Genomic DNA, 25,270 nt, shown 5'->3' on the forward strand with positions numbered 1-25,270 from the left:
GAGGGGGACCAGCGAAGCTGGTGGAAGGGTGTCCCCGTACCGAGAGCGCGACACCCCTCCGTCAGGCTACGCCTGCCACCTCCCCTTACAGGGGAGGATAATTACTTCCGCCACACCCCGCCCAGCACCGGCGTCACCACCAATCCGTTCAGGTCCACCAGCACATGGACCAGCATCACCACCCACAAGCTGCCGGTCATCAGATACAGCCCGGTCATCACCGCCCCCAATGCGGTGGTGGCGATCACCCCGACCCAGCCCTGATAGCGATGCATCGCCCCGAACAGGATCAGCGAGCCGATAAAACCGATCCCCGCCTGCCCCGTCACCATCGCGACCAGCAGCGGCAGATAGAGGCGGAAGAACGCCTCCTCGGTCACCCCCGCCATGATGCTGAGCCCGGCGGCATATTTCACTTCGCGCCGATCACGCGGCAGCAGCGCGGAGATATTGCCCAGCGGCTTGCGCTTGCGGACGCGTGCCAGCACCGCCCCCACGGCCAGCCCGCCGATCGCCCCGCCGATCAGCATCCCCTGCATCGCCTCGCCGCTGTCGAAGATCGGCGGCATGAGGCCGGCGATGGCGGCGAACTCGCCCGGCATCATGACCAGCGCGTCGGTCCGGCCGAGCAGCACCAGCCCGACCAGCACCGGTAACAGGAACGCCAGTGCCGAGCGGACCAGCCACAGCCGGAACCGCATCCGCCGCGAATGGCCGTCGTTCAGCGCGCTGAACCGCCGATACTCGCCCAGGTCGCCCTTCTGGAACCACCAGATTCCGCCGAGCGCGGCGAGGAGCAGGAGGGCGGCGGTTAGCGCGGGAGGCATGGGTATCGATCCCCCCTCCCCTTCAGGGGAGGGGTCGGGGGTGGGGCGCTTCCGCATACCCGGCGCTGGTGGAAAGGCCCCACCCCAACCCCTCCCCTGAAGGCGAGGGGCTTGATCCAGACGATGCCCTCATCCCCGCAGATCAAAGCCGATGCTGCCCCTTCACCCAGCGCACCGTGCCCGACGAGGCGCGCATCACCACGCTCTCGGTCGTCATCACCTTGGCATGCCGCTTCACCCCCGCCAGCAGCGAGCCGTCGGTAACCCCGGTGGCGGCGAAGATGCAGTCGCCCTGCGCCAGCTCGGTCAGGTCATATTGCTTGTCGAGGTCGGTCACGCCCCATTTGTGCGCCCGTGCGCGCTCGGCATCGTTGCGGAACAGCAGCCGCCCCTTGAACTGCCCACCGACGCAGCGCAGCGCGGCGCAGGCCAGCACGCCCTCGGGCGCACCACCCGAACCCATATAGCAGTCGATCGTCGTCTCCGGATCGGTCGTCGCGATCACCCCCGCCACGTCGCCGTCACCGATCAGCACCACGCCGCAACCCAGCGAACGCAGCTCGGCGATCAGCCCCTCGTGACGCGGCCGGTCGAGCACGCACACCACGATGTCGGAGGGCTTGACCCCCTTGGCTTCGGCGATGGCGCGGATATTGTCGCTGGGGCTGCGATCCAGGTCGATGACACCCGCCGGATAGCCGGGGCCGACCGCGATCTTGTCCATATAGACGTCGGGCGCGTTAAGCAGATGGCCCTTCTCGGCGATCGCCAGCACCGCCAGGCTGTTCGGACCCGCCTTGGCGCAGATGGTCGTGCCCTCCAGCGGGTCGAGCGCGATGTCGATCTCGGGGCCGTTGCCGGTGCCGACCTTCTCGCCGATGAACAGCATCGGGGCCTCGTCGCGCTCGCCCTCGCCGATGACGACGGTGCCGTCCATCTCCAGTTCGTTGAGCGCGGCACGCATCGCCTCGACCGCTGCCGCGTCCGCCGCCTTCTCGTCGCCGCGCCCGACCAGCGTGGACGCCGCGATCGCCGCCGCCTCGGTCACGCGAACCATTTCGAGGACGAGGACGCGGTCGAGAACCTGGCTGGCGGTCTGGGTCATCTTACTCTCCTGACGGCTTGCACGACCGTCTTGTTGAACATGTTTTACACGCCTTATCGTCTGGCGTAGACAAGGCATAGCCCCGAAACATGACGGAATGAGACGGAATGCGGCCATTCGGCGTTGTGGGGCCGTGAATCCCACGCCCCCCATGATCGCGCTCGATCGCGTCAGCCGCCGTTACGGCGCGCTGGCGGCGGTCGATGATGTCACGCTGACCATCGCGCGTGGCAGTTTCGTCGCGCTGGTCGGTGCGTCGGGATCGGGCAAGTCGACGCTGCTGCGCATGATCAACCGGCTGGAGGACCCCGATTCGGGATCGGTGACGGTCGATGGCCGCGATGTCGCCGACCAGCCCCCGCACGTCTTGCGCCGGGGGATCGGCTATGTGTTTCAACAACATGGCCTGTTCCCGCATATGACGGTCGCCGCCAATATCGCGATCGGCCTGTCCCTGACCGGCCAGCCGGTCGGCGACCACGTCGGCGAGATGCTCGATCTGGTCGAGCTGGACCGCGACGTGGCGACGCGGATGCCCGAGGCGCTGTCGGGCGGACAGCGCCAGCGGGTCGCCATCGCGCGTGCGCTGGCGACCGCACCGCCGATCCTGTTGCTCGACGAAGCGCTGGGCGCGCTCGATCCCGTCACCCGCGATGCGGTGGCGGGGCGGCTGGTCGATCTGCATGAACGACTGGGGCTGACCACACTGCTTGTCACGCATGACATGGCCGAGGCGCTGCTCACCGCTTCGCGCGTGCTGGTGATGGATCGGGGGCGGATCGTCGCCGATGCGACGCCCGCGCAACTGGTGGCTGGCGAAGGCGGCCCGGTCGCGCAGAGCCTGATGGCGGTCCCCCGGCATCAGGCCGAGCGGCTGGCAGCGCTGGCCCGATGAGCGCCTTTCTCGACGCGCTGGGCCGTGTGCCGCCGCTGCTCGCGCAGCATGTACTGGTCAGCATGGCGGCATTGCTGCTGGGCATCGCGATCGCGGTGCCGCTGGCCTTCGCCTGTGCCCGGCGGCCGGGGCTGGCGCGGGTCGCGCTGGGGCTGGCCAGCCTGGTGCAGACCATTCCGGCGCTGGCGCTCCTCGCGCTCTTCTATCCGCTGCTGCTGACCCTGTCGGGACTGGTCGGGGGCGGGATACCCGCGCTGGGCTTCCTGCCCTCGCTGCTGGCGCTGACGCTCTATGCGCTGCTGCCGATCCTGCGCAACGGTGTGACCGGGCTGACCGGGCTCGACAGGTCTGTATTACAGGCGGCCGATGCGGTGGGGATGACGCGCGCGCAGAAGCTGCGGCTGGTCGAGGCGCCGCTCGTCGCGCCGGTGCTGGCGGCGGGCATCCGGACAGCGGCGGTGTGGACGATCGGCGCGGCGACGCTGGCGACGACGGTGGGGCAGCCCTCGCTGGGCGATCTGATCTTCGCCGGACTTCAGACCCAGGCCTGGGCGCTGGTGCTGGCGGGGTGCTTCGCCGCCGCCGCGCTGGCGCTGACGGTCGATGCGCTGATCGGACTGGTCGAGCGCGGACTGGCGACACGGCGGCGGCGCCTGTGGATCGGCGGGCTGGCCGCGCTCGCGCTCGGTTGCGGATTGGCGACCCAGCCGCTCTGGCCGCGAGGGGGCGACCAGCCGCGCGAGGTGGTGATCGGGGCCAAGAATTTTTCCGAGCAATATATCCTCGCGCGGATGATCGGTGACCGGCTGACCCGCGCCGGCTACCGCGTCAGCTATCGCGACGGCCTGGGCTCGGCGGTGGCGTTCGAGGCGACGGCGGCGGGGCGGGTCGATGTCTATATTGACTATGCCGGCACGCTGTGGACCACCGCGATGCACCGGCACGATTCGCCGCCGCGCGCCGCGATGCTGGGGGCGCTCAAGGATTGGGCGGCGACCCGCGACGTGGCGATGCTAGGGCCGCTGGGGTTCGAGAATGCCTATGCCTTTGCGATGAAGGGGGATGCGGCGCGGCGGCTGGGCGTGCGGTCGCTCGCCGACCTGTCGCGCGTCGCGTCGCGCCTGACACTGGGCAGCGATCTGGAGTTTCTCGACCGGCCCGAATGGGCGGCGGTGCGCGATGCTTATGGCTTACGCTTCGCCAGCATGACGCCGTACAGCCCGACCTTCATGTACCGCGCGCTGGGTAGCGGGCGCGCGGATGTGATCTCGGCCTTTTCCTCGGACGGGCGGATCGCGGCGGATCGGCTGACCGTGCTGAGCGATCCGAAGCGGGCGATACCGGGCTATGACGCGGTGCTGCTGGTGGCGAAGCACCGGGCGGGGGATGCCAAGTTCGTCGGGGCGCTGCGGCCGATGCTGAACCGGATTCCGGTCGAGGCGATGCGCGAGGCGAACTACCGGGTCGACCGCGACGATGCGGCGAAGGAAAGTCCTGAGGCGGCGGCGCGGTGGCTGGCAAAGCGGGTGGGATTGTAAGGGTTCACGCGAAGGCGCGAGGGCGCGAAGTTCAAAAGATTTTTGTTCGCGCGAAGGCGCGGAGAACGCGGAGGGGGATCGCCCCTGGCGGGCGTCGCGCTTTCATTACGGGCCGGGGCAGCGAGATGAAGGCCGCCGCCGGGTGCGGCATCTCTGCGCGAAACTTATTCTTCGCGGCTTCCCGTGAATTTTAAAGCCCCTCCCGCAAGCGGGAGGGGTTTGGGGAGGGCATGGAGTCTCACCGAGACCATCGCCTGCTGCTTTCCCTCCCCCATCCCAGTTTCAGGTAAACGATGCCCCGCATCGTTTAGGTCATGCCGGGGGGCATGACCGACCTGAAACTCGCCTGCGGGAGGGGCGTGCCAAGTGTCAGGCGTTCAGCGCAAGGATCAATCCCGCAGCAGGTCGTTGATGCTGGTCTTCGACCGCGTCTGCGCATCGACGCGCTTGACGATCACCGCGCAGTAGAGGCCCGGCTTGCCGTCGACCGACGGGGTCGAGCCCGGCACCACCACCGAGTAAGGCGGCACATGGCCCCGGAAGACCTCGCCCGTCTCGCGGTCGATGATCTTGGTCGAGGCGCCGAGATACACGCCCATCGACAAGACCGCGCCCTCGCCGACACGGACGCCCTCGGCGACTTCGGCACGCGCGCCGATGAAGGCGCCGTCCTCGATGATGACCGGCCCCGCCTGCAGCGGCTCGAGCACGCCGCCGATGCCCGCACCGCCCGAGAGGTGGACGTTCTTGCCGATCTGCGCACAGCTGCCCACGGTCGCCCAGGTGTCGACCATCGTGCCCTCGCCGACATAGGCGCCGATGTTCACGAAGCTGGGCATCAGGATCGCGCCCTTGGCGACATGCGCGCCGCGCCGCACGACCGAGCCCGGCACCGCACGGAACCCGGCGGCGCGGAAGTCGGCCTCCGACCAGCCGCTGAACTTCGACGGCACCTTGTCGAACCAGTGGCCGGCACCCGGACCATTGTCAATCAGGACATTGTCGTTCAGGCGGAACGACAGGAGCACCGCCTTCTTGAGCCACTGGTTGACGGTCCAGCCGCCATTCCCGTCGGGCTCGGCCACACGCGCCTCGCCCCGGTCGAGCAGCGCCAGTGCACGGTCGACGGCGATGCGCGCCTCGCCCTGGGTCGCGAAGTCCAGCTCGGCCCGGTTTTCCCAGGCGGCGTCGATGGTGGCGGCCAGATCTTGGGCCATGGTCAATCCTCCAATATGCTCGTCAGCCACGGCGTCAGCGCGTGGACGGTATAGTCGATATGCTCGCGCGCGGCATCGCCGGGCACCTGTTCGGAACCGTTGTCGACCCAGACGGTGGTCATCCCGATCGCCTTCGCTGGCACCAGATTGCGCGCCATATCCTCGAAGAAGATCGCGCGCGTCGGGTCGATGTCGAACGCCGCGCACAGCCCGGCATAGGCCGAGGGCTGCGGCTTGGGGACCAGGCCCATCGCGGTGATGTCGTGCACCGCCTCGAAATGGCTGCCCAGCCCCAGCCGGTCGAGGACCTTCAGCGCATAGGGCTTGTCGCCATTGGTGAAGACCAGCTTGCGCCCCGGCAGCTTGGCGATGGCGGCGGCGAGCGGCGCGTCCTCCTCCAGCACATCCATCTCGATGTCATGGACATAGGCGAGGAAAGCGGCGGGATCGACGTCATGCTCGGCCATCAGGCCCGCCAGCGTCGTGCCATGCGCGTGGAAATACTCCTTCTGGATTCGGAACGCCTGCTCGCGGTCGACACCCAGCAGATCGCCGACGAATTCGGTCATGCGCCGGTCGATATTGGCGAAAAGATTGGCACTCGCCGGATACAGCGTATTGTCCAGATCGAAGATCCATGCGTCGATATGGAACAGGGCGGGCAGCATGGGGGCAGCGTGTAGGCGCGAGACCGCTTTGCCGCAACCCGCAGGCGGCCTAAGATCGGGGCGAACGGGATCATGACGGGCGAGAGGGGAACAGGGGTGAGGATCGTGGCGATGCGGGCCGCCGCACGGATCGGCACGGTGCTGGGCGGCGGGGCGATTCTCTCCGCGTGCGGCGGCGGTGGTGGAGGCGTGCAGTCCATCCCCACGCCGCCCGCCGCCGCCACCCAGACGCCGACGCCCACCCCCGCCCCGACGCCGGCACCGACCCCCGCCCCCAATTACGACACCGCCGGCTACCGTGCGACGGCGGGCGCGGTGGCGATGAACGCGCTGGCCGCCTATCAGAAGGGCGCGACCGGCAAGGATGTCCCCGTCGGCATCCTCGATTCCGGCATCGATACGCAGAGCCCGCTGTTCGCCGGGCGCATTTCGGCCAGCTCCACCGATGTCGCCGGTACGCGCGGCATCGGGGACGAGAGCGGACATGGCACCGCCGTCGCCTTCACCGCCGCCGGAGGACGCGACGGGAAGCGGGCGCAGGGTGTCGCCTTCGACGCGACGCTGGTCGTGCTGCGCGCCGATCGGCCGGGCAGCTGCGGCGCGGATGGCGGCTGCGCCTATCCGCTCGACACCGTCGCCAAGGGGCTGGACGCGGCCCGCACCGCACAGGCGCGCGTGATCAACATCTCGCTGGCGTCCAACGAAACGCCGCCCGCCGCGGTGAAGGCCGCGATCGGGCGCGCCACCGCCGCGGGCATGATCGTCGTCATCGCGGCGGGCAATGACGGCGAGTCGGACCCCAGCATCCTCGCCCAGATCGCCAACGACGCCAGTATCGCGCGCGGGCAGGTGATCATCGCCGGATCGGTCGCGCAGAGTGGCACCATATCGGCCTTCAGCAACCGCGCCGGCCTGTCCGCCGCGCATTTCCTGACCGCGCTGGGCGAGCAGGTCGAGGCGCCGGATGCCAGCGGGGTGCGCAAGCTCTGGTCGGGCACCTCGCTCGCCGCGCCGCAGATCACCGGCGCGGCGGCCTTGTTGCTTCAGGCCTTTCCCAATTTGTCGGGCGCGCAGGTCGTCGACCTGCTGCTGCGCACCGCACGCGATGCCGGCGTGGCGGGGACGGACGCGGTCTATGGCCGGGGCACGCTGGACCTGACCGCCGCCTTCCAGCCGGTCGGCGGCATGGGGGTGGCAGGAACGGGTGCGTCGCTGTCGATGACCGCCAATGCCCGGCTGTCCGCCGCGATGGGCGATGCGGCGGCGCGCGACCTGCGGCTTGTTGCGCTGGACGGCTATGCCCGCGCCTATGCGGTCGATCTATCGTCGACCGTTACCCGCACCGGGCCCCGCCCGATCCTCGGCACCGCGCTGCTCGGCCAGATCGACACGCGGCTGGTATCGGACGGCACGCGCACGGTCGCGCTGACCAGCAGCATCGTCCAGCCCGGCGAGGCGCGATTGCGCGCGATCGTGCCGAGCGACGCGACGCCGCAGACCCGCCGTATCGCCGCCGGCACGATGACCCAGACGGTCAGCTCGCGCACGACGATTGGCTTCGGCTTTGCCAGCGGCGGCGAGGCGCTGATCGCCGGCTGGACGGGCCAGGCCGGCCCCGCCTTCCTGACCAGCGACCCCGGCTTCGGCTTCGACCGCGCGCCGCAGGCTTCGGCGGCGCTGCGCCATGCGCTGTATGGCGTCGGAGTCAGCGTGGCGATGGAGAGCGGCCGCTTCTCCGCCGCCGCCGCGCCCGGCATGACCGCACCCGGTTACGATCAGGTGGCGGTAACCATCGACCGCCATATCGGCCCGGTCGCGACCAGCCTGACTGCGTCGCACCTCGACGAACGGTCGACCGTGCTCGGCGGCTGGTTCGGCTCGGCATTGGGCCAGCCACGCGGCATCAGCTGGTTCGCCGAGGGGGCCGCGCGCTGGCAGGGCGATGGCGGCTGGTCGCTGGGCGGGCGCTGGCGGCACGGCTGGACGCGCGCCGATGGCGGCATGGGCCGCGGGTCGCTCGCCAGTCAGAGCTGGTCGGTCGAGGCGGGCAAGGCCGGGCTGTTCGGCGGGGATCGGTTCGACCTGCGCCTCGCCCAGCCGATACGGGTGATGGCCGGCGGCCTCGACCTGAACCTGCCGGTGCATTGGGACTATGCCGGTGGCCGCGTCGATGGCTGGGACGCGCGGCGCCTGTCGCTATCGCCGACCGGGCGCGAGTTGCTGGTCGAGGCGCGCCATGCCGTCACCCTGGGGGCGGGCGAGCTGTCGACCCACCTCTTCTGGCGGCGCGATCCGGGCAATATCGCCGCGCTGCCGCCCGAGCGGGGCGTGGCGATGAAGTACGGCTTGTCCTTCTGATACGCGGTCTTAGCTGGCGATGGGGCGCGCGCCTCCCCATCTTGTTGGCATGACACGCTATTCCCTGCTCGATCTGGTCCCCGTCATCCAGGGCGGCACCGTGGCCCAGGCGCTGGCCAACGCCGCCGATCTCGCCGCCCATGCCGAGGCGCATGGCTATCACCGCTATTGGACGGCCGAGCATCACGGCATGGAGGGCATCGCGTCGGCCGCGACCGCCGTGGTGCTGGCGCATGTCGGCGCGGCGACGAAGACGATCCGTATCGGCGCGGGCGGCATCATGCTGCCCAACCATGCGCCGCTGACCATCGCCGAGCAGTTCGGCACGCTCGACGCGCTATTCCCCGGCCGGATCGACCTGGGGCTGGGCCGTGCGCCGGGATCGGACCAGCGGGTCGCGCGCGCGCTGCGCCGGCCGCTCGACAGCGATCCCAACGCCTTCCCGCGCGACGTGATGGAGCTGCAAAGCTATTTTGCCGATGACGGCCAGACCGGCATCGTCGCCACGCCAGGCGCGGGTGCGCGCCCGCACATGTGGGTGCTGGGGTCGAGCCTGTACGGTGCGCAGCTCGCCGCCGCGCTGGGTCTGCCCTATGCCTTCGCCTCGCACTTTGCGCCGGATGCTTTGGACGATGCGCTTGCCATTTATCGCCGCGATTTCCGGCCCTCGGCCATGCTCGACAAGCCCTATGCGATGGCGGGCTTCAACGTCTTCGCCGCCGACACCGATGCGGAAGCCGAATTGCTGGCGAGCTCGCAACAGCAGGCCTTCGTCGCGCTGCGCACCGGCCGACCGGGCAAGCTGCCCCCGCCCGTCCCCGGCTATCGCGACAGCCTGGGCGCACAGGGGTCGGCGATCCTCGACCATGTCCTGTCCTGCTCGGCCATCGGCGCGCCCGCGACGGTGAAACGCCAACTGGCCGCATTCGTCGAGCGGACCAAGGTGGACGAGGTGATGATTGTCAGTTCGATCTTCGACCATGCCGCGCGCAAGCGCTCGATCGCGATCGCGGCGCAGGCGATGGATGCGTTGGAAACGGTGGCGGCTTGATGTTCACGCGAAGCCGCGATGACGCGAAGATCATTGTTCGAGCAGAGGACGCAGTGAGGCCGGCAAGCTGAGCCGCCCCCCCATCATTCCTCCCCTGTAAGGGGAGGGGGACCATCCGCAGGATGGTGGAGGGGTGTCCCCCCTATCGAGAACGTGACACCCCTCCGTCAGCGCGCCGCGCTGCCACCTCCCCTTTCAGGGGAGGAATGAGAGGGCTCCGGCTTGGGCCGCCCAATCTCTCCGCATCCTCCGCGCCTCTGCGCGAACCATCATCTTCGCGTCATCACGGCTTCGCGCGAAACCAGTTCACCCCACCGCCGCCGGAAGCCGGAGCCGCACGAGCAACCCGCCCAGATCCTCGCTCTCCTCGAGGCTGACCGTCCCGCCGTAAATCTCCGCCACGTCACGCACGATGGCGAGGCCCAGGCCCGTGCCCGGTTTGCCCGTATCCAGCCGTACGCCACGATCGAAGATACGGACGCGTTCATTCTCCGGGATGCCGGTGCCGTCATCCTCCACCAGGATTTCAACGAACCCGGCCTGCGCGCCGACCGTCACGAAGACGCTGCCGCCGCCATATTTGGCCGCGTTCTCGACGAGGTTGCCCAGCATCTCGTCCAGATCCTGCCGCTCGACATGGACGACGAGGTCCTTCGGGCCGTCCACATCGATGCGGACGTGGCGATAGAGCCGTCCGACCGCACGCTCGACCGATTCCAGGCTGGGCCAGACCTCGGCGCGGCTGTGCGCCGAGCCGCGTCGGCCGACCGCGCGGGCGCGGGCGAGATGGTGGTCGACCTGACGGCGCATCGTGCGCGCCTCGCGAATGACGGTGTCGGCCAGATCGTCGGCGCGCGCGGTCGCGGCGTTCATGATGACGGTCAACGGCGTCTTGAGCGCATGCGCGAGGTTGCCGGCATGGCGCCGCGCCTCCTCGGCCTGCTTCTCGTTATGCTCGATGAGGGCGTTCAGCTCCTCCACCATCGGCGCGACCTCGTTGGGCATGGCGTCCGACACGCGGTTCGCCTTGCCCGCGCGCATCGCCGCGATCTCCTCGCGCACCCGGCGCAGCGGATAGAGGCCGTAGAAGGTCTGCATTGCCGCCATCAGCAACAGCCCGACGCCGAGCAGCGCGAAGCTGCGCACCAGTGTCCGACGGAGCGCGCTGATCTGGGCGTCCAGCCCCTGCCGACTCTGCGCCACCTGAAAGCGCCAGCGCACGTCCGAGCCGGGCAGCTTCACATCGCGTTCGACGATGCGCAGCTTTTCGTCGGGAAACTGGTTGCTGTTATAGGTGTGGACGGCATCGTCATTATGCCGCGTGCCGTAAGCGAGCTGGCGATCCCATAGCGAACGCGAGGGAAAGGCCTCGCGTCCCGGCGCGGACACCTGCCAATAGACGCCCGATCCCGGCTCCAGAAACGCCTGATCGGCCGGCTCGCGGCTGAACCACACCTCGCCCTGCTGGATTTCCGCCGAGACGAGCAGCGAGCGCAGGACATAGGACAGGCGGTCGTCGAAATTCTGCGTGACGGCGGACACCAGCACCCGGTCGAGCGCGAAGCCGCCGCCCGCCAGCAGGACCATGATCCACCCGGCGGCGATCAGGATCATGCGGCGCGACAACGACCCCGTCCGCAGGGTCGGGCGCGAGATGAGACCGTCCTTCACGAAGAAATCCGGATCAGGCCGCCGAGCCCGCCGCCCCGCCCGCCGACGGATCGTCCAGGCTGTAGCCCAGACCGCGAATGGTCGTGATCACATCCTGGCCCAGCTTCTTGCGGATGCGCGTCACGAACACCTCGATCGTGTTCGAATCGCGGTCGAAATCCTGGTCGTAGATATGCTCGATCAGCTCGGTACGGCTGACCACCTTGCCCTTGTGGTGGAGCAGATAGCTCAGCAGCTTATATTCCTGCGCGGTCAGCTTCACCGGCTCACCGGCGCGCGTGACCTTGCCCGACCGGGTGTCGAGGCGAACGTCGCCGGCGGTCAGCTCGGACGAGGCGTTGCCGCTGGCACGCCGGATCAGCGCGCGCAGCCGGGCGATCAGCTCCTCGGTCTGGAACGGCTTGGCGACATAGTCGTCGGCGCCCGCATCCAGCCCCGCCACCTTGTCCGACCAGCTGTCGCGCGCGGTCAGGACCAGCACCGGGGTCGTCTTGCCCTCCTTGCGCCAGCGGTCGAGCACGGTCAGCCCGTCAATCTCGGGCAGGCCGAGGTCGAGGACGATCGCGTCGTAATTCTCGGTCGAGCCGAGGAAATGCCCCTCCTCGCCATCGGTCGCGAGGTCGATGGCATAGCCCGCCCCCTCCAGCGTGGACTTCAGCTGCTGGCCCAGATTCGGCTCGTCCTCGACGATCAGAACGCGCATCGCAAAACTCCCTGTATTGTCATGGGGCTGCCGGCCAGCCGGTGCATCAGCCGTCGGTCCGACCGATGACCTTGCCGGTGCGGCCGTCGACCTCCACCCAGATGACGGTGCCATTGCGCAGGAACTTCAGCGTGTAAATGGCCGCGCCCGCATCATAGTCGAAGCCGATATATTGCGAGTCGCGCATCGTCGGCACCACCCGCGCCTCGATCTCGCGCAGCGACAGATTGCCTTCCTTGCGCGCCTGCGCCGCACGCATCTGATCGCCGCGACGTTGATCGGCGCCCATGCCCAGCATGGCACCGGTCATCGGCGGCGGACCCATCGGTGCGGCGAGCAGAGCCAGAAAGACGGTCATCGACATGGGTGTGGCATAGAGGGCAACCGTTGAACAACCTCTGAATGGATCGTGCAGCCGCGCGACAGCGCGCGAGGCGCTTGCCGGGTTCCCTCCCCGCGCCTAACTGCAATGCCATCATGGCAGCACCCGTTCTTTCCTATGAAGACCTGGGCCTTGTGCAAGGCTCGGGCTGGCTCTTCCGGCATCTCGACATCCATATCGGTCCGCGCGACCGGCTGGCGCTGATCGGGCGCAACGGCGCGGGCAAGTCGACGCTCCTCAAACTGATCGCCGGGATCATCGATTCGGACGAGGGGCGGCGCATGATCGTGCCGGGCACCCATGTCGTGTATCTCGAACAGGACCCCGACCTGACCGGCTGTGCCACGCTGATGGACTATGTCCTGTCGGGCGAGGGCGCGCCCGAGAGTTACGAGGCGGAGGCGATCGCCGGACAGCTGGGCATCGACCTGACCCGCGACGCGTCGACCGCCAGCGGCGGCGAGAAGCGGCGCGCGGCGATTGTGCGTGCGCTGGCGATGAACCCCGATGTGCTGCTGCTCGACGAGCCGACCAACCATCTCGATCTCGCCGCGATCGAATGGCTGGAGGACTGGCTGAAGCGCTTCACCGGCGCGTTCGTGGTGATCAGCCACGACCGGACCTTCCTGACCCGGCTGACCAAGTCGACGCTGTGGCTGGATCGCGGGCAGATGCGCCGCAACGAGGTCGGCTTCGGCGGCTTCGACGCCTGGACCGAACAGGTCTATGCCGAGGAACAGCGCGCCGCCGAGAAGCTGGACGCCAAGCTCAAGATCGAGGAGCATTGGCTCCATCGCGGCGTCACCGCGCGGCGCAAGCGCAACCAGGGCCGGCTGGAAAAGCTGGTCCAGATGCGCGCCACCCGCGCCGCGATGATCGGGCCGCAGGGGGCCGCCAAGCTCGGCATCGCCTCGGACGATGTGAAGACCAAGGAGGTCATCAAGGCCGAGCATGTCACCAAGCGCTACGGCGACCGCACGATCATCAAGGACCTGAGCCTGAAGGTCACGCGCGGCGACCGCATCGGCCTGGTCGGCGCAAACGGCGCCGGGAAGACGACGCTCCTGAAGCTGCTGACCGGTGAGATCGAGCCGGACGAAGGTACGGTCTTCCTCGCCAAGACGCTCGACGGCGTGATCATCGACCAGCAGCGCAAGCTGATGGCGCCCGAGAAGCGCGTGCGCGAGGTACTGGCGGATGGCGGCGACTGGATCGACGTGCGGGGAGTGCGCAAGCACATCCATGGCTATCTGAAGGAGTTCCTGTTCGACCCCTCGCTGGCCGAGGCGAAGATCGGGACGCTGTCGGGCGGCGAGCGCTCGCGCCTGTTGCTGGCGCGTGAGTTCGCGCGCGAATCCAACCTGCTGGTCCTCGACGAGCCGACCAACGATCTCGATCTGGAGACGCTCGATCTGCTCCAGGAGGTGATCGGCGATTATGACGGGACCGTCCTGATCGTCAGCCACGACCGCGACTTCCTCGACCGTACGGTCACGGTGACTTTGGGCCTCGACGGCTCGGGCACGGTCGATGTCGTGGCGGGCGGCTATGCCGACTGGGTCGCCAAGCGCAAGGCCGCGCCCGAAGCGAAGAAGGCCCCGGCAAAGGCCGCCCCCTCCCCCGCCGCACCCGCACAGGCGAAGACCAAGCTGAGCTACAAGGACCAGCGCGATTACGAGCTGCTGCCCAAGCGGATCGAGGAGCTGGAAGCGGGTATCGCGCGCGACGAGGCCAGGCTGGCCGATCCCGATCTCTACGCCAAGGACCCCGCGCAGTTCGACCGGCTGATGAAGGCGATCGAAAAGGCGCGCGACGAAAAGGACGAGGCCGAGATGCGCTGGCTGGACCTCGCCGAACAAGTCGAGGCGCTGGCGGGCTGAGCCGCGCCGCGCCGCCGCGCGTCACCTATTGGGTGATGCGCGCGGTCGCGACGGCGGTCCGGAACAGCGCATCCAGCGCGTTGGAAATGTCCTGGTCGGTCGACACCTTGGTATAAAGGCCGGGCGATGCGCAGGCCTGAAGCGCCGGTTCGACCTTGTAGAGATAGGGCGCGACATTCTGTTGCGACCAGGCATCGTTCTCCAGTGCTTCCTTCAGATACTCGGTATAGAGGATCGCGATCCGGATCTTGCGGCTCTTCAGCTGCTCGCATTTGGCTGGGTCGATGTTGATCTCGGGCCTGCCGCCACTGCGATACTCGTCGCGCATGCCGTCGGTTACAACGAAGACTACCGCCTGCGGTGTGGTGCCGCGCTGTCCGGTGCCGGGATTGGAAATCTTTTCGTTGACCCGGTCGAACGCATCGCTGTGCGCCGAATCCAGGTCGCCCTTTCCGACATCGTCGTCACGGCACTCCTGGGTCGGACAGCCGTTGCTGTAGAAGAGGGACGGAACCAGATACTTGGTCTTCGTCGCCGCCTTTGCCATGTTCTTCGTCAGGCTTTGCAACGTGGTGAAGCCGCCACGCCCCCGGAAGGTGTGGATGGCGATGCGATAATTCGCGCCGTTGCGGCTGGCGGTAGTCTTGGCGGTGTCGGTCAACTGCGACACGGCCCGGCCCTCGTCATCGATCCGAAGCGACAGGCCATAGGATTTCGCGACCCCATACAGGTCGGTCATCTTGCCCTTGGCGTCACGCCCCTGAACGTCGTTGACCGAGTGGCAGGCGAAGCGGCATCCGCGACTGTTGCTGTCGGCAACCTTTTTCAGGCCCACCGTCGTCGTCGGCAACGCCATCGATCCCGATACGTCGAGCAGCATGTAGAAATCGATGTCGGGCGCGACCGCATTGGTCGTCGCCGACTTGCCCGCGATCGCCATCCAGTCGCGCCCCAGGATCTGGCCGAAACTGTTGCGCAGCGCACCGGAATAGCTGATCGACGCGGTACGACGACCGCTATTGTCGGTCACCGTCTGGACGTTCAGCTGATTGACCGTGACGCTGCCGGTGTCCAGCATCGCCCGGTACTGGTCCATGAACACCTGACGCGCATAGGCGGCGGCCTCGCTGTCGCTCCTGCCCATCATGGTCTTGTTGACGGCCGACAGGGCGGCGGCATCGGCAATCGCGTTAAGCCGCGTCTGCGCCTTCATCGCCTGGGCATAGTCGATCCCCATGCCCGTTCCGAAGGTCAGGACCGGCAACGTCAGCGCAAAGAGCAGCATGACATTGCCCCGCCGATGGCGGAGCATAGACCGGAACGGGCGCTTGGCTGGGAAAATGCTGGTCATTGGCAATCCGGGCAATCGATCTTGTCGGTGTTCCGCGGCACCATGAACAGCTGGTCACCCAGCGTCAGCGGCCCGATATTTCCGAACCGGACCGGCGGAGAATAGGCATAATCGACCTCGGCCAGCAGCACGTAGGTGCCGGGCGTGATAGTGCTGGTAGGTGCCGTGATCTGCTGCCCCCGGCGATAGGGCGTCATGCGCAGTCCCTGGCTCCACTGCACGATGATGCGGCCATGGTCGTCGGACGCGATGGCGCTGATCCGCAGCTTGGATGGATCGCTGGCGAACGGCACCAGCACCTGGGTCGCCGCGTTCAGGCTGTCGAGGACCTCCTTTGCGGAGATCGTACCGCTCTGATTCTGTCCGATCAGATCGGCGAGCGCTCGCGTCGCGATCGAGACCTTGCGGTCGCAGGCGATCGCATCCTGCAATTGGACGCCGCCGAAATAGAGCAGCAGCATGACCGGCAGGATCAGCGCGAATTCGACGACCGCGACGCCGCGTCGATCACCCGTCACCGGCGAGACCGGGCGGCGCAAAAAGGGAAGACGCGGCATCAGTTGTACGATTCCGTTTTGGCGACCGAGGTCGCGACGAGCACTGCCGAGCCGGAGCCCCACGAATTCAGATTTGCGGTCGGCGCGATCGGCATCGGCCAGCGATAATAAAAGCGCACCATGACGATCGCGCCCTGACTGCCCAGATCGTAGGATAGCGGGACGCCGATCTTGCCGCTGGCATCGATCACCAGCCGCACTGCACTGTCGAGCAGGCCGTTGCCCGACGATGCGGCCTTCACCTCGACATAGAGCCGGTCGCAGGACATGAAGCCGGGCAGGTTCTCGCAGCCCTTTTTCCGAAAGCGTTCGGCCAGTTGCGCGCGGGTCATCCCCTGGGACAGCCCCTGAATGTCGCTCGACTGGCTCTGTCCGGTCATGATGCTGCGCGCGGAAATCTCGACCGCGCTCTCCAGCGCCTCCTGCGCCAAATAAGCCAGGCTCGCAAAGATCATCGCGAAGATGAGCGTTATCAGCGGCGCGGCGACCAGCGCGAACTCGACGATCACCGCCCCACGCCGATCGCCAAGGATCGGACGCCGGCGCGGTGCGCGACGAAGTGAGGCGAGAAAGCGGGCCATGGACGGGCGTGATCCTTTTGCCGTCCAAATTGGTCACAACCCGTTAAACTTCCCCCAACGCTTTTGGTAAACGCCCGTCGATAGCCGCACCGGGATCAGCGAAGCGCGCGTCGGTACAGCGCCAGCGTCCAGTCCATCGCCTGCAAAAACAGCGCCGGGTCGTAACGGGGGCCTTCGTCGCGCAGAAAGGCGTGCTGGCCGTTCACCTCATGCCATTCGTATGACGCGCCGACCGCCTCCAGCCGCGCGCGGATCGCCTCACGCCCGGCATAGGGGACATGCGGGTCCTGCCGGCCCCAGACGAACAGCGCCTCGGCCTTCAGTTCGTCCATCCGCGCCAGGCTGTCGTCCCGGCGTCCCTCGCCGAGCGTCCCCGAATGGATGTCGGTCGCATAGAAGCACGCCGCCGCCGACACGCGCGGATCGAGCGCGGCGCGGTAAGCGAGGTGCCCGCCGAGACACACGCCGAACGTGCCCAGCCGTCCGTTGCACGCCGGATGCGCGGCGAGCGCGGTCAGCCCGGCCGTGGCATCGGCGTCATAGGCCGCGACCGGCTTGGTGAATTTCAGGTCGTTGCCGCGATCGGTGCCGGGCTTGTCATAGGCGAGGACGGTGCCGGCGGGCTCATATTCATGATAGACCTCCGGCACCGCGACAACATAGCCCTGCCCCGCCAGCATCGCCGCCAGCCGCCGGATCGGCGCGGTCACCTGATAGATTTCGGAGAACAGCATCACGCCGGGGAACTGCCCCTCGATCGCGGGCCGGAAGAGGTGCATCCGCATCGCGCCGCCGCCGGGCACCTCGACATCCTGGGTCTCGTCGCTGCGTAGGATCATGAGCATCGCCTTCCGTTCGGTATCGCCCTCGCTCCTGACATTGCGGACCCGCCCGCACAACGGATTGCGGGGGGCGTGCGACCGGTTATCCTGTCCATCATGACGGACGAGCGACATGCGAACCGGCGATTGGGCCTGCTGACGCTGATCCGGAGCGGCGGGGTGATCGACCGGCTCGCCACGAGATCGGGATAAAATGTCGCGCCGCCGCAAGGCTATGGCGCCGCGACGGGGGCGCCGATAGGTTGGCGTCCATGAACCGCAATCTCACCGAAGACCGCCCGACTTTCGTCACCCATCTCGAATGTTCGCTGACCGGCGAGCGCTATGAGGCCGACCAGTTGCATGGCCTGTCGCGCGCCGGCCGGCCGCTGCTGGTCCGCTATGACCTGGAGGCGTTGGGCGAGGCGGTATCGCGCGACACCATCGCCGCGCGTGAGACCGATTTGTGGCGTTGGCGCGAACTGCTGCCCGTCCGCCGGACGGAGAGCATCGTGTCGCTGGGCGAGATCGAGACGCCGTTGATCCCCATCCCGCGTTCGGGCGGCGGTTCGGTGCTGGTCAAGGACGAGGGGCGGCTGCCGACCGGATCGTTCAAGGCGCGCGGGCTGGTCATGGCGGTCGCCATGGCGCGCGAACTGGGGGTAACCCGGATCGCGATGCCGACCAATGGCAATGCGGGCGCCGCACTCGCCGCCTATGCCGCGCGCTGCGGGATCGAGACGGTGGTGCTGTGCCCGGAGGAAACGCCCGAGATCAATGTCCGCGAGATCGCCGCCCAGGGTGCGCGCGTATGGCGGGTCAACGGCCAGATCGACGAATGCGGCGCGATCGTCGGGCGCGGCGCGGCCGAGGGGCGCTGGTTCGACTTCTCGACGCTGAAGGAGCCGTACCGGATCGAGGGCAAGAAGACGATGGGCCTCGAACTCGCCACCCAGCTGGGATGGGAACTGCCCGACGCGATCTTCTATCCCACCGGCGGCGGCACCGGCCTGATCGGCATGTGGAAGGCGTTCGACGAGATGGAGCGGCTGGGCTGGATCGGCGCGAAGCGCCCGCGCATGTACGCGGTGCAGGCCAGCGGCTGCGCGCCCATCGTTCGTGCCTATGAGGCGGGCGAGGAGCATGCGGCCCGTTGGGAGGACGCGGCGACGGTGGCGGCGGGCATCCGCGTGCCCAAGGCCGTCGGCGACTTCCTGATCCTGCGGGCGGTGCGCGAGTCGGGCGGCGCGGCGCTGGCGGTGGGTGATCCCGCGATCCTGAAAGCCGTCGACGATTGCGCCAAGAAGGACGGCCTGTTGCTCTGTCCCGAGGGCGGGGCGACCCTGGCGGCCTATAAACAGGCGGTGCGCGACAATCTGGTCGATGAGGATGAGCGGGTGGTGCTGTTCAACTGCGCTACCGGGTTAAAATACCCGATGCCGGCGGCGGATCAGTGGCTGGACAAGGATGGGGCGATCGATCTGGGGGCGCTTTGATCCCCACCTCCGTTCAGCCTGAGCGCAGTCGAAGGCCAAGGGGCGAGCGCGCCGCGTGCACTTCGACTTCGCTCAGTGCGAACGGATGTTGGGTTTCACCCCTGAACCTCGTTCAGCCTGAGCGACGTCGAAGGCCACGCCCCACGCGCTCCAACCACCCTCACCCGATCAACAACCGCACCCCCAATGCCGCCAGCAAGGCCAACGGCATCGCCACCGCGCCGACCTTCAGGAAGGCGAGGAAGCTCACATCCTCCCCCTCGCGCCGGATCGCCTGAAGCCACAGGATCGTCGCCAGCGACCCCGTCACCGACAGGTTCGGCCCCAGATCGACGCCGATCAACAGCGCGTCGGTGACGATCTGCGGCGGCTGCGCCTGGGCGATCGCGCTGCTGGCGATCAGGCCGGCGGGCAGGTTGTTCATCGCGTTGCTGACAAAGGCGAGCGTGGTGCCCGAGATCGCCGCCGCACGCGTCGGGTCGGTCAGCATCGAACGCAGCCCACGCGCCACCCAGGCGATCACGCCCGTCCGGTCCAGCGCCTCGACCAGCACGAACAGCCCGGCGACCAGCGGCAGCACGCCCCAGCTGACCGACTTGGCCAGCGTCAGCGGCGAACGCCCGGCCAGCAGCGACACGATCACCGCCGTTGCGATCCCCGCCAGCGCGGTCGGCAGGCCCAGTTCGATGTCCAGTGCCGACACGACCAGCAGCAGGATCGCGGTCAGCCCGATCCCCGCCATCGCCAGCTTGCCGCCGGTCGACAGCGCATCGCGCGCCACGTCGCACTCGCATCCCCCGGCGATCCGCGCCCGCTGGCTGACGCGCAACACCGCGAAGGTGACGGCGATCGACGCCAGCGACGGAAGTGCGAACGCCGCCATCCACGCCCCCAAAGGCGGCATGTGCCCGCCATACAGGACCAGATTGGCGGGGTTGGAGATGGGCAGCACGAAGCTGGCCGCATTGGCGATCAGCGCGCAGGCGAAGAGCAGCGGCAACGGATCGGCCTTGGCCTTCTTGGCCGCGACGAACACGGCGGGGGTCAGTACGACGGCGGTGGCGTCGTTCGACATGAAGGTCGTGACGACGACGCCCGTCGCATAGACCAGCGCAAACAGTTTCGCGCGCGACCGCCCCGCCATGTTGACGGCGGTGGCGGCGATCCAGTCGAACGCACCATGTTCGCGCGCGGTCTCGCTGAGCAGCATCATGCCGATCAGGAAGAGATAGACGTCCAGCCCCTTGGCCACCGCCCGCCCCGCTTCGTGCCAAGGCATCAGGCCGAGCAGGATCAGCAGCACCGCGCCCGTCACCGCCCAGATCCATTCGGGCCAGCGCATCGGCCGCGCGATCACGCCGGCCGTCGCCAGCCCCGCAATCGCCCAGGTGGCCCCATAAGCCAGCGTCACCATCCGCACCCATTCTTGTTCGGCCCGAGCCGGGCGCCATCGATCCCGGCGATAGGCCAGGCGCCGATGGCGTGACAATCCTCCCCGGGTGCGACGGGCAGGCGGCGCTTGGGGATGGCATGGGCACCGCGCACCAGACAGTCGATCCGGTCGTAACCGTCACCGCAACGGACCTCGATCACGTTCAGTCCTTCGATGAGCGTCACCGCCGCGCGCCACAGGCCATCCTCGCCCCGCGTCATCGGCGTATCACTTTCACCGGCGCGCGCGACGGGCGGTGTATCCGCGCCGAACAGCCGCGCCACCACCTCGACCGCGCCGGGCCGGGGTACCTGACACGGATCGGTCGGCCGCGTGATCAGCCGGACATCGCTCGGTGACACGATCTGAACATGCGGCCAGGGCGCATCCAGCCGCCGGAAACGCCAGCTGACCACCCGGTCCTCGACACAGACGATGGTGAAGCCCGGCGCGCCGCCATCCTCCTCGATCTGCGCGGTCGAGCGGGTCGCGCCATAGACGACGCGGCCGTCATTGAGCAGTTCGTTGTAATGGGTGTGCCCGGTGTCGACGAAGGCGACCTCGCCCTCGATGAACTGGCGCGCGATCAGGTCTCCGTCCGCCGCCAGATCGCCGGGATAGGCGTGCATGAAGACCAACGGCACCTGTCCGCTCGCCTTGGCCCGCGCCAGTTCCTCGGCCAGCCGATTGCGGTGATGCATGGTGAGCCGGAAATCGGGCCCGCCCGCCCCCGCCGACACGATGTCGAGGAACAGGCAGCGATGCCCGGCGATCACCTCCATCTCGGGCCGGTTCGCCTCGGGGATCGCGGCGTCGTAATGGGACAGATCGCCCGGCTCGAAATCATGGTCGCCGGGGATGATCCGCCATGGCAGCGACAGCGGCGCGAGCGCGTCCATCATCCGGGCATATTGCGCGGGCGTACCGTGATTGGCGTTGTCGCCGGACACAAAGACGAAATCCGCCTCGCCCAGGTGGCGGTTCACCTGCGCGACGATGGTCTTCAGCCGGTCGAGGCCCTGCCAGTCATCCGCTTCGTCCAGATGCAGGTCGCCAATATGGACCCAGCAAATGCCGCTCATGCCATGGCCTCCTCGGGCTTCGCGCCACCGGAACAGGCGGGGCGCAGCGTGCCGGCGAAACCGATCCACAGCGCCAGGCTGGCGACCGCGAACCCGCCCAGAATGTAGAAGGCGGTCTGATAGCCCAGTTCCTGCGCCAGCCAGCCGCCGATCGCCGGCGACAGCGAGGCGCCGACGCCCTGGATGGTCATCACCGCGCCCTGCCCGACATTGACCCGGCCGGTGCCGTTCAGCAGGCAGGCGACGAGGCCAGGCACTGCGACGCTTTGCAATCCGGCACCGATACCGTCGAGCGCCTGTACCGGCCACACGCCCCAATGCTCGATGAAGGTGCCCGCCAGGAACCCGCGTAAGGGAAGTGCCGCGAAGGAGATCAGCACCACCAGCCAATAGCCGCGCCCGGCAGCGACCTTCATCGCGATCAGGCTGGCGACGATCATCACCGCCTGCGCGACGACGACGGTGGTGGCGGTGAACATCGCCGCATCGCCCTTGCCCGCGCCGACCACGGCAAGACCATAGAGCGGCAGCATCGCACCATTGCCCAGATGGAAACAGGCGAGCGCCGCTGCCAGGATCAGCATAGGCTTGTTGGCGAGCAGCGCCTTGAACCCCTCGGCCTGACCGCCCGCATCCTCATCGCCATCCTCATCCTCCAGCCCGCGCGCGGCGCGGTGGTCGATGGCGCGTTCGGGGATCGACAGGACCGAGATGATCGCCAGCACCCCGAAGGCGGCGGCGAGGAAGAAGATGGCCGTCATCCCGAACTTCCAGCCGAGATAGCCCGACAGCCCGGCACCCACCATGTTGCCGGCATGGTTCCACGCCTGGTTGCGGCCATTCTGCGCGTTGAAGCCCCTTTGCCGAACCACGCCCAGCGTCATGCCGGTAACGGCGGGGCCGATCGCCGCGCCGGCGATCGCGGTCGCCACCTGGCTGATGCCGACGACGACGCCCGCCTGCGACCAGAGGATCAGGAAGGACGCCAGCACCGTGCAGATGCCGGTGATGACCACCACCCAGCGCTTCTTGTCGGTATGGTCGATGAACGCGCCCGCCGGCACAGTCATCACCATGCCCGCGACACCACCCAGCGTCATGACCGAGCCGATCGGCCCCGTCTGCCACCCGCGCTGTTGCAGGAAGACGCCCAGGAACGGGCCGATACCGGCCTGCATATCGGCCATGAAGAAATTCAGCGCCTGAAGCCACCGTGTCGCACGGCGGCGGTCGGCATCCTGACCCCTGTCCGGCGAACCCTTGGCCGGGGGACTCGAAACTGCAGCTGTCGCCATGCACCGTCTCCAGATGATGCGCGGCCCAACCCAGCAACAGTTTGAAATATCCCAGGTTAAAGCCCCTGACGGCGGCATTTCGCCACCGCACGCCACCCCCGACCTGCATTCGATTGAAAAGGCAGAATTTTTGCGAAGGTGAATTCGCCGTCATCTTGAACGGGCGGCGACCTGATGGCCGACACCCGCTCGCGTCAGAAGGACTTCGCCACCCCGATGAAGACGCCGCGACGCGGGCCATATTGTGGCGCGCCGACGCCCACCCCGGTCCCGTCACGGATTTCATATCTGTGGTCGAGCACGTTGATGACATCGAAGCGGATGTCGAGATTGGGCCCGGCCAGATGCTGGCTCGCGGTCAGGTTCACTTGCGCATAGGGCGACAGCTTGGCGCCGTTGGGGATAGCATTGACGTCGTCGTCGCGGCGAAGCCCGGAGCCATAGATCATGCTGCCGCCCAGCTTCGTTCCCCCGTCAAAGGCATAGGACAGGCCCGCCGATCCGGTGAAGCTCTGGTCGTGATCCAGATAGATGTAATGCCGCGCGATATAGTCGAGATCGTCCTGGCCGAAGCTGAACTGGCTGGAGACGATGCCGCGCCCCTTGGCCTTGGCGGCCGCGAAATTGGCATAGGCGAGCAGCGGCCCGCGCGCATAGCTGACATTGGCCTCGATCCCGCCGATGCGTCCTTGGCGGTAATTGAACGGGGTCAGGATGATCGGCGCGCCGAACTGGCCCTCGTCGATCAGGTTCTGCGAGATGCGGTAATAGGCGTCGATGCCATAGGTGAAATAACGGCTGAGCCTCGCCTGGAAGCCGACATCGAAATAATCCTGCCGCTCGGCATAGGGCGCGTCATTGTCGGTGACGGAGGGATAGGCACTGGTGCCGACGAACTTGGCGATGCTGCTATTGCCGACCAGCTCGAAGGGCGGCGGCACGAAGTAGCGCGAATAGCCTGCGTGCAGCGTGTAGATGTCACCCGGCTGCCAGACCAGATTGACGCGGGGCGACAGCTGCCCCTCGCGCCGATAGCCGTTGTAGAGGTCGTAACGCGCGCCATAGTTGAGCGTCAGCCGGGGCAGCAACTTCCATTCGTCCTGCAGATAGGCGCTGACGCTGGTCGCGGTCTTGCCGCTATTGTCGGGAATCGCGATCGGCTCGCCCGTCTGGGCGCCAGTGGCGTCGACCGGAAAGACCTGCGTCGTGGTATCGCTGGTCGAACGATCGCGCGTCACCAGCAAGCCGCCGCGCAGCGTATGCGTGTCGCCCAGATGATAGACGGCATCCACCTGCCCGCCGATCGCGAAGTCCCGCTTATACGCCTGCTGCGCCTGCCCGTTATAGAGCAGCTCGCCTAGCACATCGGGGCGATAGCGCAGCGAGGAATAGCGCGCGAAGAGCGACGCCTGCACCGTCAGCGGCTCGGCATCGTGCAGGAAGGCGAGCTGGCCGAAGCCGGTCTTTTCCAGCTGAGTCTCGTTCAGCGTCTCGCTGGGAAAGGCAGTCTGGCCGCCGACGCTCCACCCGGCGCTCGGCTGTTGGCCGACCGGGTTGGGAATCTGGAACCACTGGTTGGAATAGCCGCCGACGAAGGACACGCGGTTCTGGTCGTCCAGGATGTGGTCGACATAGGCGAAGCCCTGATACTGGTCGGTATCGTCATGCACCGGGTTGGAGCGGCCATCGACGCTCTCGATGCCCAACCCGCTATGCCGGTAATCGCCCGACACGAAGTAATTGGTGCTGCCGTTCGAGCCGCCATAGGTCAGGCTGGGCTGGATCGTGTTGTGACTGCCGCCATAGATGGACGCGGTGCCGCCATTCTGGAACAGCCCGCTCTTGGTCGTGATGTCGATCACCCCCGCCGTGCGCAAGCCATATTGCGCGGGCAGCGCGCCGGTCAGGATGTTGACCTTGTCGACCAGGCGCGGCGACAGGGTCTGGCCGAACACCGCCAGCCCTTCAGGCAGGATGGTGCCGTTGATGCGATATTGCAGGCCGTTATGGTCGTCGCGGACATGGAACTGGCCGAAGCCGTCCTGCACGATACCGGGCGCCTGGAGCAGGATCTGGTTGAACTGCTGGTTCTCGCCACCGGGCAGCGCCTTGATGGTGTCGCTGGTGATCTCATAGTTGGAGGCGCCGAGGCTCGGCTGGATATGCGCGCGGGCGGTGTCGAGCCGCTTGGCGGTGACGACGATGTCGCTGGTGTCGCTGTCCGTCTGGGAGGCCGCCGCATCGGGCTTGGGGACACCCCGCGTCTGCGCCAGGGCCGGGACAGCTATCGCGGTGGACGCGACACAACACAGGAGGGCGGATAAGCGCATAGAAACACTCGCATGATACAAAGTCTCCCG

At 67.6% G+C, this 25,270-nt stretch carries 21 protein-coding genes; 6 read left to right on the forward strand and 15 right to left on the reverse strand.

All coding sequences use genetic code 11. The features are described 5' to 3' along the window. Positions 1-101: 101 nt before the first annotated feature. On the reverse strand, positions 102-827 hold the full coding sequence (locus ACQHGV_RS12905) for a CPBP family intramembrane glutamic endopeptidase (RefSeq protein ID WP_440978483.1): 726 nt from the start codon (positions 825-827) through the stop codon (positions 102-104). A gap of 142 nt (positions 828-969) precedes the next feature. Continuing rightward, positions 970-1,932: a class II fructose-bisphosphatase gene (gene glpX / locus ACQHGV_RS12910; RefSeq protein ID WP_183950220.1), complete on the reverse strand. Its 963-nt coding sequence runs from the start codon at positions 1,930-1,932 to the stop codon at positions 970-972. 151 nt (positions 1,933-2,083) lie between these two features. Between glpX and ACQHGV_RS12915 the strand changes: the two genes are divergently transcribed. Further along, entirely contained in the window at positions 2,084-2,827 is a 744-nt protein-coding gene (locus ACQHGV_RS12915; RefSeq protein WP_440978484.1) for an ATP-binding cassette domain-containing protein, read from the forward strand. Then, on the forward strand, positions 2,824-4,365 hold the full coding sequence (locus ACQHGV_RS12920; RefSeq protein ID WP_440978485.1) for a glycine betaine ABC transporter substrate-binding protein: 1,542 nt from the start codon (positions 2,824-2,826) through the stop codon (positions 4,363-4,365). Before ACQHGV_RS12915 ends, ACQHGV_RS12920 begins: the two co-directional genes overlap by 4 nt. A gap of 389 nt (positions 4,366-4,754) precedes the next feature. On the opposite strand, the gene dapD is transcribed toward ACQHGV_RS12920, so the two are convergent. Both dapD and ACQHGV_RS12930 read right to left on the reverse strand, forming a co-directional pair. Continuing rightward, positions 4,755-5,582 carry a 2,3,4,5-tetrahydropyridine-2,6-dicarboxylate N-succinyltransferase gene (gene dapD / locus ACQHGV_RS12925; RefSeq protein WP_183950217.1) on the reverse strand — a complete coding sequence of 276 codons (828 nt, stop codon included), beginning with the start codon at positions 5,580-5,582 and terminating at the stop codon, positions 4,755-4,757. Between the two features lie 2 nt (positions 5,583-5,584). Continuing rightward, positions 5,585-6,250, reverse strand: a complete 666-nt coding sequence (locus ACQHGV_RS12930) for a pyrimidine 5'-nucleotidase (RefSeq protein ID WP_440978486.1) — start codon at positions 6,248-6,250, stop codon at positions 5,585-5,587. Between the two features lie 111 nt (positions 6,251-6,361). Here ACQHGV_RS12930 and ACQHGV_RS12935 point away from each other — a divergent pair, with 111 nt between their 5' ends. Both ACQHGV_RS12935 and ACQHGV_RS12940 read left to right on the forward strand, forming a co-directional pair. Beyond that, positions 6,362-8,608: a S8 family serine peptidase gene (locus ACQHGV_RS12935; RefSeq protein ID WP_440980209.1), complete on the forward strand. Its 2,247-nt coding sequence runs from the start codon at positions 6,362-6,364 to the stop codon at positions 8,606-8,608. Between the two features lie 49 nt (positions 8,609-8,657). Next, positions 8,658-9,659 (forward strand): LLM class flavin-dependent oxidoreductase, encoded by a 1,002-nt coding sequence (locus tag ACQHGV_RS12940; protein WP_440978487.1) that lies wholly within the window; start codon positions 8,658-8,660, stop codon positions 9,657-9,659. Positions 9,660-9,965: 306 nt separating this feature from the next. Here the strand turns inward: ACQHGV_RS12940 and ACQHGV_RS12945 are convergent, their stop codons facing one another. From ACQHGV_RS12945 to ACQHGV_RS12955, 3 genes are all read right to left on the reverse strand, one after another. Then, complete coding sequence (locus tag ACQHGV_RS12945; RefSeq protein ID WP_183950601.1) at positions 9,966-11,273, reverse strand: sensor histidine kinase; 1,308 nt, start codon at positions 11,271-11,273, stop codon at positions 9,966-9,968. Positions 11,274-11,343: 70 nt separating this feature from the next. Next, positions 11,344-12,033 carry a response regulator transcription factor gene (locus ACQHGV_RS12950; protein ID WP_183950213.1) on the reverse strand — a complete coding sequence of 230 codons (690 nt, stop codon included), beginning with the start codon at positions 12,031-12,033 and terminating at the stop codon, positions 11,344-11,346. A gap of 46 nt (positions 12,034-12,079) precedes the next feature. Then, positions 12,080-12,397, reverse strand: coding sequence for a hypothetical protein (locus tag ACQHGV_RS12955; protein ID WP_183950212.1), 318 nt, complete (start codon positions 12,395-12,397; stop codon positions 12,080-12,082). Between the two features lie 113 nt (positions 12,398-12,510). On the opposite strand from ACQHGV_RS12955, the gene ACQHGV_RS12960 reads away from it, so the two are divergent. Beyond that, positions 12,511-14,295 carry an ABC-F family ATP-binding cassette domain-containing protein gene (locus tag ACQHGV_RS12960; RefSeq protein WP_440978488.1) on the forward strand — a complete coding sequence of 595 codons (1,785 nt, stop codon included), beginning with the start codon at positions 12,511-12,513 and terminating at the stop codon, positions 14,293-14,295. 25 nt (positions 14,296-14,320) lie between these two features. Here the strand turns inward: ACQHGV_RS12960 and ACQHGV_RS12965 are convergent, their stop codons facing one another. The 4 genes from ACQHGV_RS12965 to ACQHGV_RS12980 form a co-directional block, all read right to left on the reverse strand. Beyond that, entirely contained in the window at positions 14,321-15,580 is a 1,260-nt protein-coding gene (locus ACQHGV_RS12965) for a pilus assembly protein TadG-related protein (RefSeq protein WP_440978489.1), read from the reverse strand. 62 nt (positions 15,581-15,642) lie between these two features. Beyond that, a complete protein-coding gene (locus tag ACQHGV_RS12970; RefSeq protein WP_440978490.1) occupies positions 15,643-16,203 on the reverse strand; it encodes a TadE/TadG family type IV pilus assembly protein in 561 nt (186 codons plus the stop codon). Then, the gene (locus tag ACQHGV_RS12975; protein WP_440978491.1) at positions 16,203-16,784 is read right to left on the reverse strand and encodes a TadE/TadG family type IV pilus assembly protein; all 582 of its coding nucleotides are present in this window, start codon (positions 16,782-16,784) and stop codon (positions 16,203-16,205) included. The genes ACQHGV_RS12970 and ACQHGV_RS12975 overlap by 1 nt, the downstream gene beginning before the upstream one ends. 95 nt (positions 16,785-16,879) lie before the next feature. Beyond that, the gene (locus tag ACQHGV_RS12980; RefSeq protein ID WP_440978492.1) at positions 16,880-17,629 is read right to left on the reverse strand and encodes a dienelactone hydrolase family protein; all 750 of its coding nucleotides are present in this window, start codon (positions 17,627-17,629) and stop codon (positions 16,880-16,882) included. Positions 17,630-17,877: 248 nt separating this feature from the next. On the opposite strand from ACQHGV_RS12980, the gene ACQHGV_RS12985 reads away from it, so the two are divergent. Further along, positions 17,878-19,101: a threonine synthase gene (locus ACQHGV_RS12985; RefSeq protein ID WP_440978493.1), complete on the forward strand. Its 1,224-nt coding sequence runs from the start codon at positions 17,878-17,880 to the stop codon at positions 19,099-19,101. A gap of 160 nt (positions 19,102-19,261) precedes the next feature. Here the strand turns inward: ACQHGV_RS12985 and ACQHGV_RS12990 are convergent, their stop codons facing one another. From ACQHGV_RS12990 to ACQHGV_RS13005, 4 genes are all read right to left on the reverse strand, one after another. Continuing rightward, positions 19,262-20,512 carry an arsenic transporter gene (locus tag ACQHGV_RS12990; protein ID WP_440980210.1) on the reverse strand — a complete coding sequence of 417 codons (1,251 nt, stop codon included), beginning with the start codon at positions 20,510-20,512 and terminating at the stop codon, positions 19,262-19,264. Next, positions 20,509-21,615, reverse strand: a complete 1,107-nt coding sequence (locus tag ACQHGV_RS12995; RefSeq protein WP_440978494.1) for a metallophosphoesterase family protein — start codon at positions 21,613-21,615, stop codon at positions 20,509-20,511. Before ACQHGV_RS12995 ends, ACQHGV_RS12990 begins: the two co-directional genes overlap by 4 nt. Further along, positions 21,612-22,910 (reverse strand): MFS transporter, encoded by a 1,299-nt coding sequence (locus ACQHGV_RS13000; RefSeq protein ID WP_440978495.1) that lies wholly within the window; start codon positions 22,908-22,910, stop codon positions 21,612-21,614. The genes ACQHGV_RS12995 and ACQHGV_RS13000 overlap by 4 nt, the downstream gene beginning before the upstream one ends. Positions 22,911-23,104: 194 nt before the next feature. Continuing rightward, positions 23,105-25,240, reverse strand: coding sequence for a TonB-dependent receptor (locus ACQHGV_RS13005; protein WP_440978496.1), 2,136 nt, complete (start codon positions 25,238-25,240; stop codon positions 23,105-23,107). Positions 25,241-25,270 lie beyond the last annotated feature (30 nt).

This window comes from Sphingomonas pseudosanguinis, from assembly GCF_052056765.1.
In the GTDB taxonomy this organism is placed as follows: Bacteria; Pseudomonadota; Alphaproteobacteria; order Sphingomonadales; family Sphingomonadaceae; genus Sphingomonas; species Sphingomonas pseudosanguinis.

Bases quoted from the DNA above. Each gene is read 5' to 3' on its own strand.
- dapD (WP_183950217.1), bottom strand. From the start codon at position 5,582: ATGGCCCAAGATCTGGCCGCCACCATCGACGCCGCCTGGGAAAACCGG.
- ACQHGV_RS12965 (WP_440978489.1), bottom strand. From the start codon at position 15,580: ATGCTGCTCTTTGCGCTGACGTTGCCGGTCCTGACCTTCGGAACGGGC.
- ACQHGV_RS13000 (WP_440978495.1), bottom strand. From the start codon at position 22,910: ATGGCGACAGCTGCAGTTTCGAGTCCCCCGGCCAAGGGTTCGCCGGAC.
- ACQHGV_RS12930 (WP_440978486.1), bottom strand. From the start codon at position 6,250: ATGCTGCCCGCCCTGTTCCATATCGACGCATGGATCTTCGATCTGGAC.
- ACQHGV_RS12940 (WP_440978487.1), top strand. From the start codon at position 8,658: ATGACACGCTATTCCCTGCTCGATCTGGTCCCCGTCATCCAGGGCGGC.
- ACQHGV_RS12955 (WP_183950212.1), bottom strand. From the start codon at position 12,397: ATGTCGATGACCGTCTTTCTGGCTCTGCTCGCCGCACCGATGGGTCCG.
- ACQHGV_RS13005 (WP_440978496.1), bottom strand. From the start codon at position 25,240: ATGCGCTTATCCGCCCTCCTGTGTTGTGTCGCGTCCACCGCGATAGCT.
- ACQHGV_RS12995 (WP_440978494.1), bottom strand. From the start codon at position 21,615: ATGAGCGGCATTTGCTGGGTCCATATTGGCGACCTGCATCTGGACGAA.
- ACQHGV_RS12985 (WP_440978493.1), top strand. From the start codon at position 17,878: ATGAACCGCAATCTCACCGAAGACCGCCCGACTTTCGTCACCCATCTC.
- ACQHGV_RS12960 (WP_440978488.1), top strand. From the start codon at position 12,511: ATGGCAGCACCCGTTCTTTCCTATGAAGACCTGGGCCTTGTGCAAGGC.
- glpX (WP_183950220.1), bottom strand. From the start codon at position 1,932: ATGACCCAGACCGCCAGCCAGGTTCTCGACCGCGTCCTCGTCCTCGAA.
- ACQHGV_RS12935 (WP_440980209.1), top strand. From the start codon at position 6,362: ATGCGGGCCGCCGCACGGATCGGCACGGTGCTGGGCGGCGGGGCGATT.
- ACQHGV_RS12905 (WP_440978483.1), bottom strand. From the start codon at position 827: ATGCCTCCCGCGCTAACCGCCGCCCTCCTGCTCCTCGCCGCGCTCGGC.
- ACQHGV_RS12915 (WP_440978484.1), top strand. From the start codon at position 2,084: ATGATCGCGCTCGATCGCGTCAGCCGCCGTTACGGCGCGCTGGCGGCG.
- ACQHGV_RS12920 (WP_440978485.1), top strand. From the start codon at position 2,824: ATGAGCGCCTTTCTCGACGCGCTGGGCCGTGTGCCGCCGCTGCTCGCG.
- ACQHGV_RS12975 (WP_440978491.1), bottom strand. From the start codon at position 16,784: ATGGCCCGCTTTCTCGCCTCACTTCGTCGCGCACCGCGCCGGCGTCCG.
- ACQHGV_RS12945 (WP_183950601.1), bottom strand. From the start codon at position 11,273: ATGATCCTGATCGCCGCCGGGTGGATCATGGTCCTGCTGGCGGGCGGC.
- ACQHGV_RS12970 (WP_440978490.1), bottom strand. From the start codon at position 16,203: ATGCCGCGTCTTCCCTTTTTGCGCCGCCCGGTCTCGCCGGTGACGGGT.
- ACQHGV_RS12950 (WP_183950213.1), bottom strand. From the start codon at position 12,033: ATGCGCGTTCTGATCGTCGAGGACGAGCCGAATCTGGGCCAGCAGCTG.
- ACQHGV_RS12980 (WP_440978492.1), bottom strand. From the start codon at position 17,629: ATGCTCATGATCCTACGCAGCGACGAGACCCAGGATGTCGAGGTGCCC.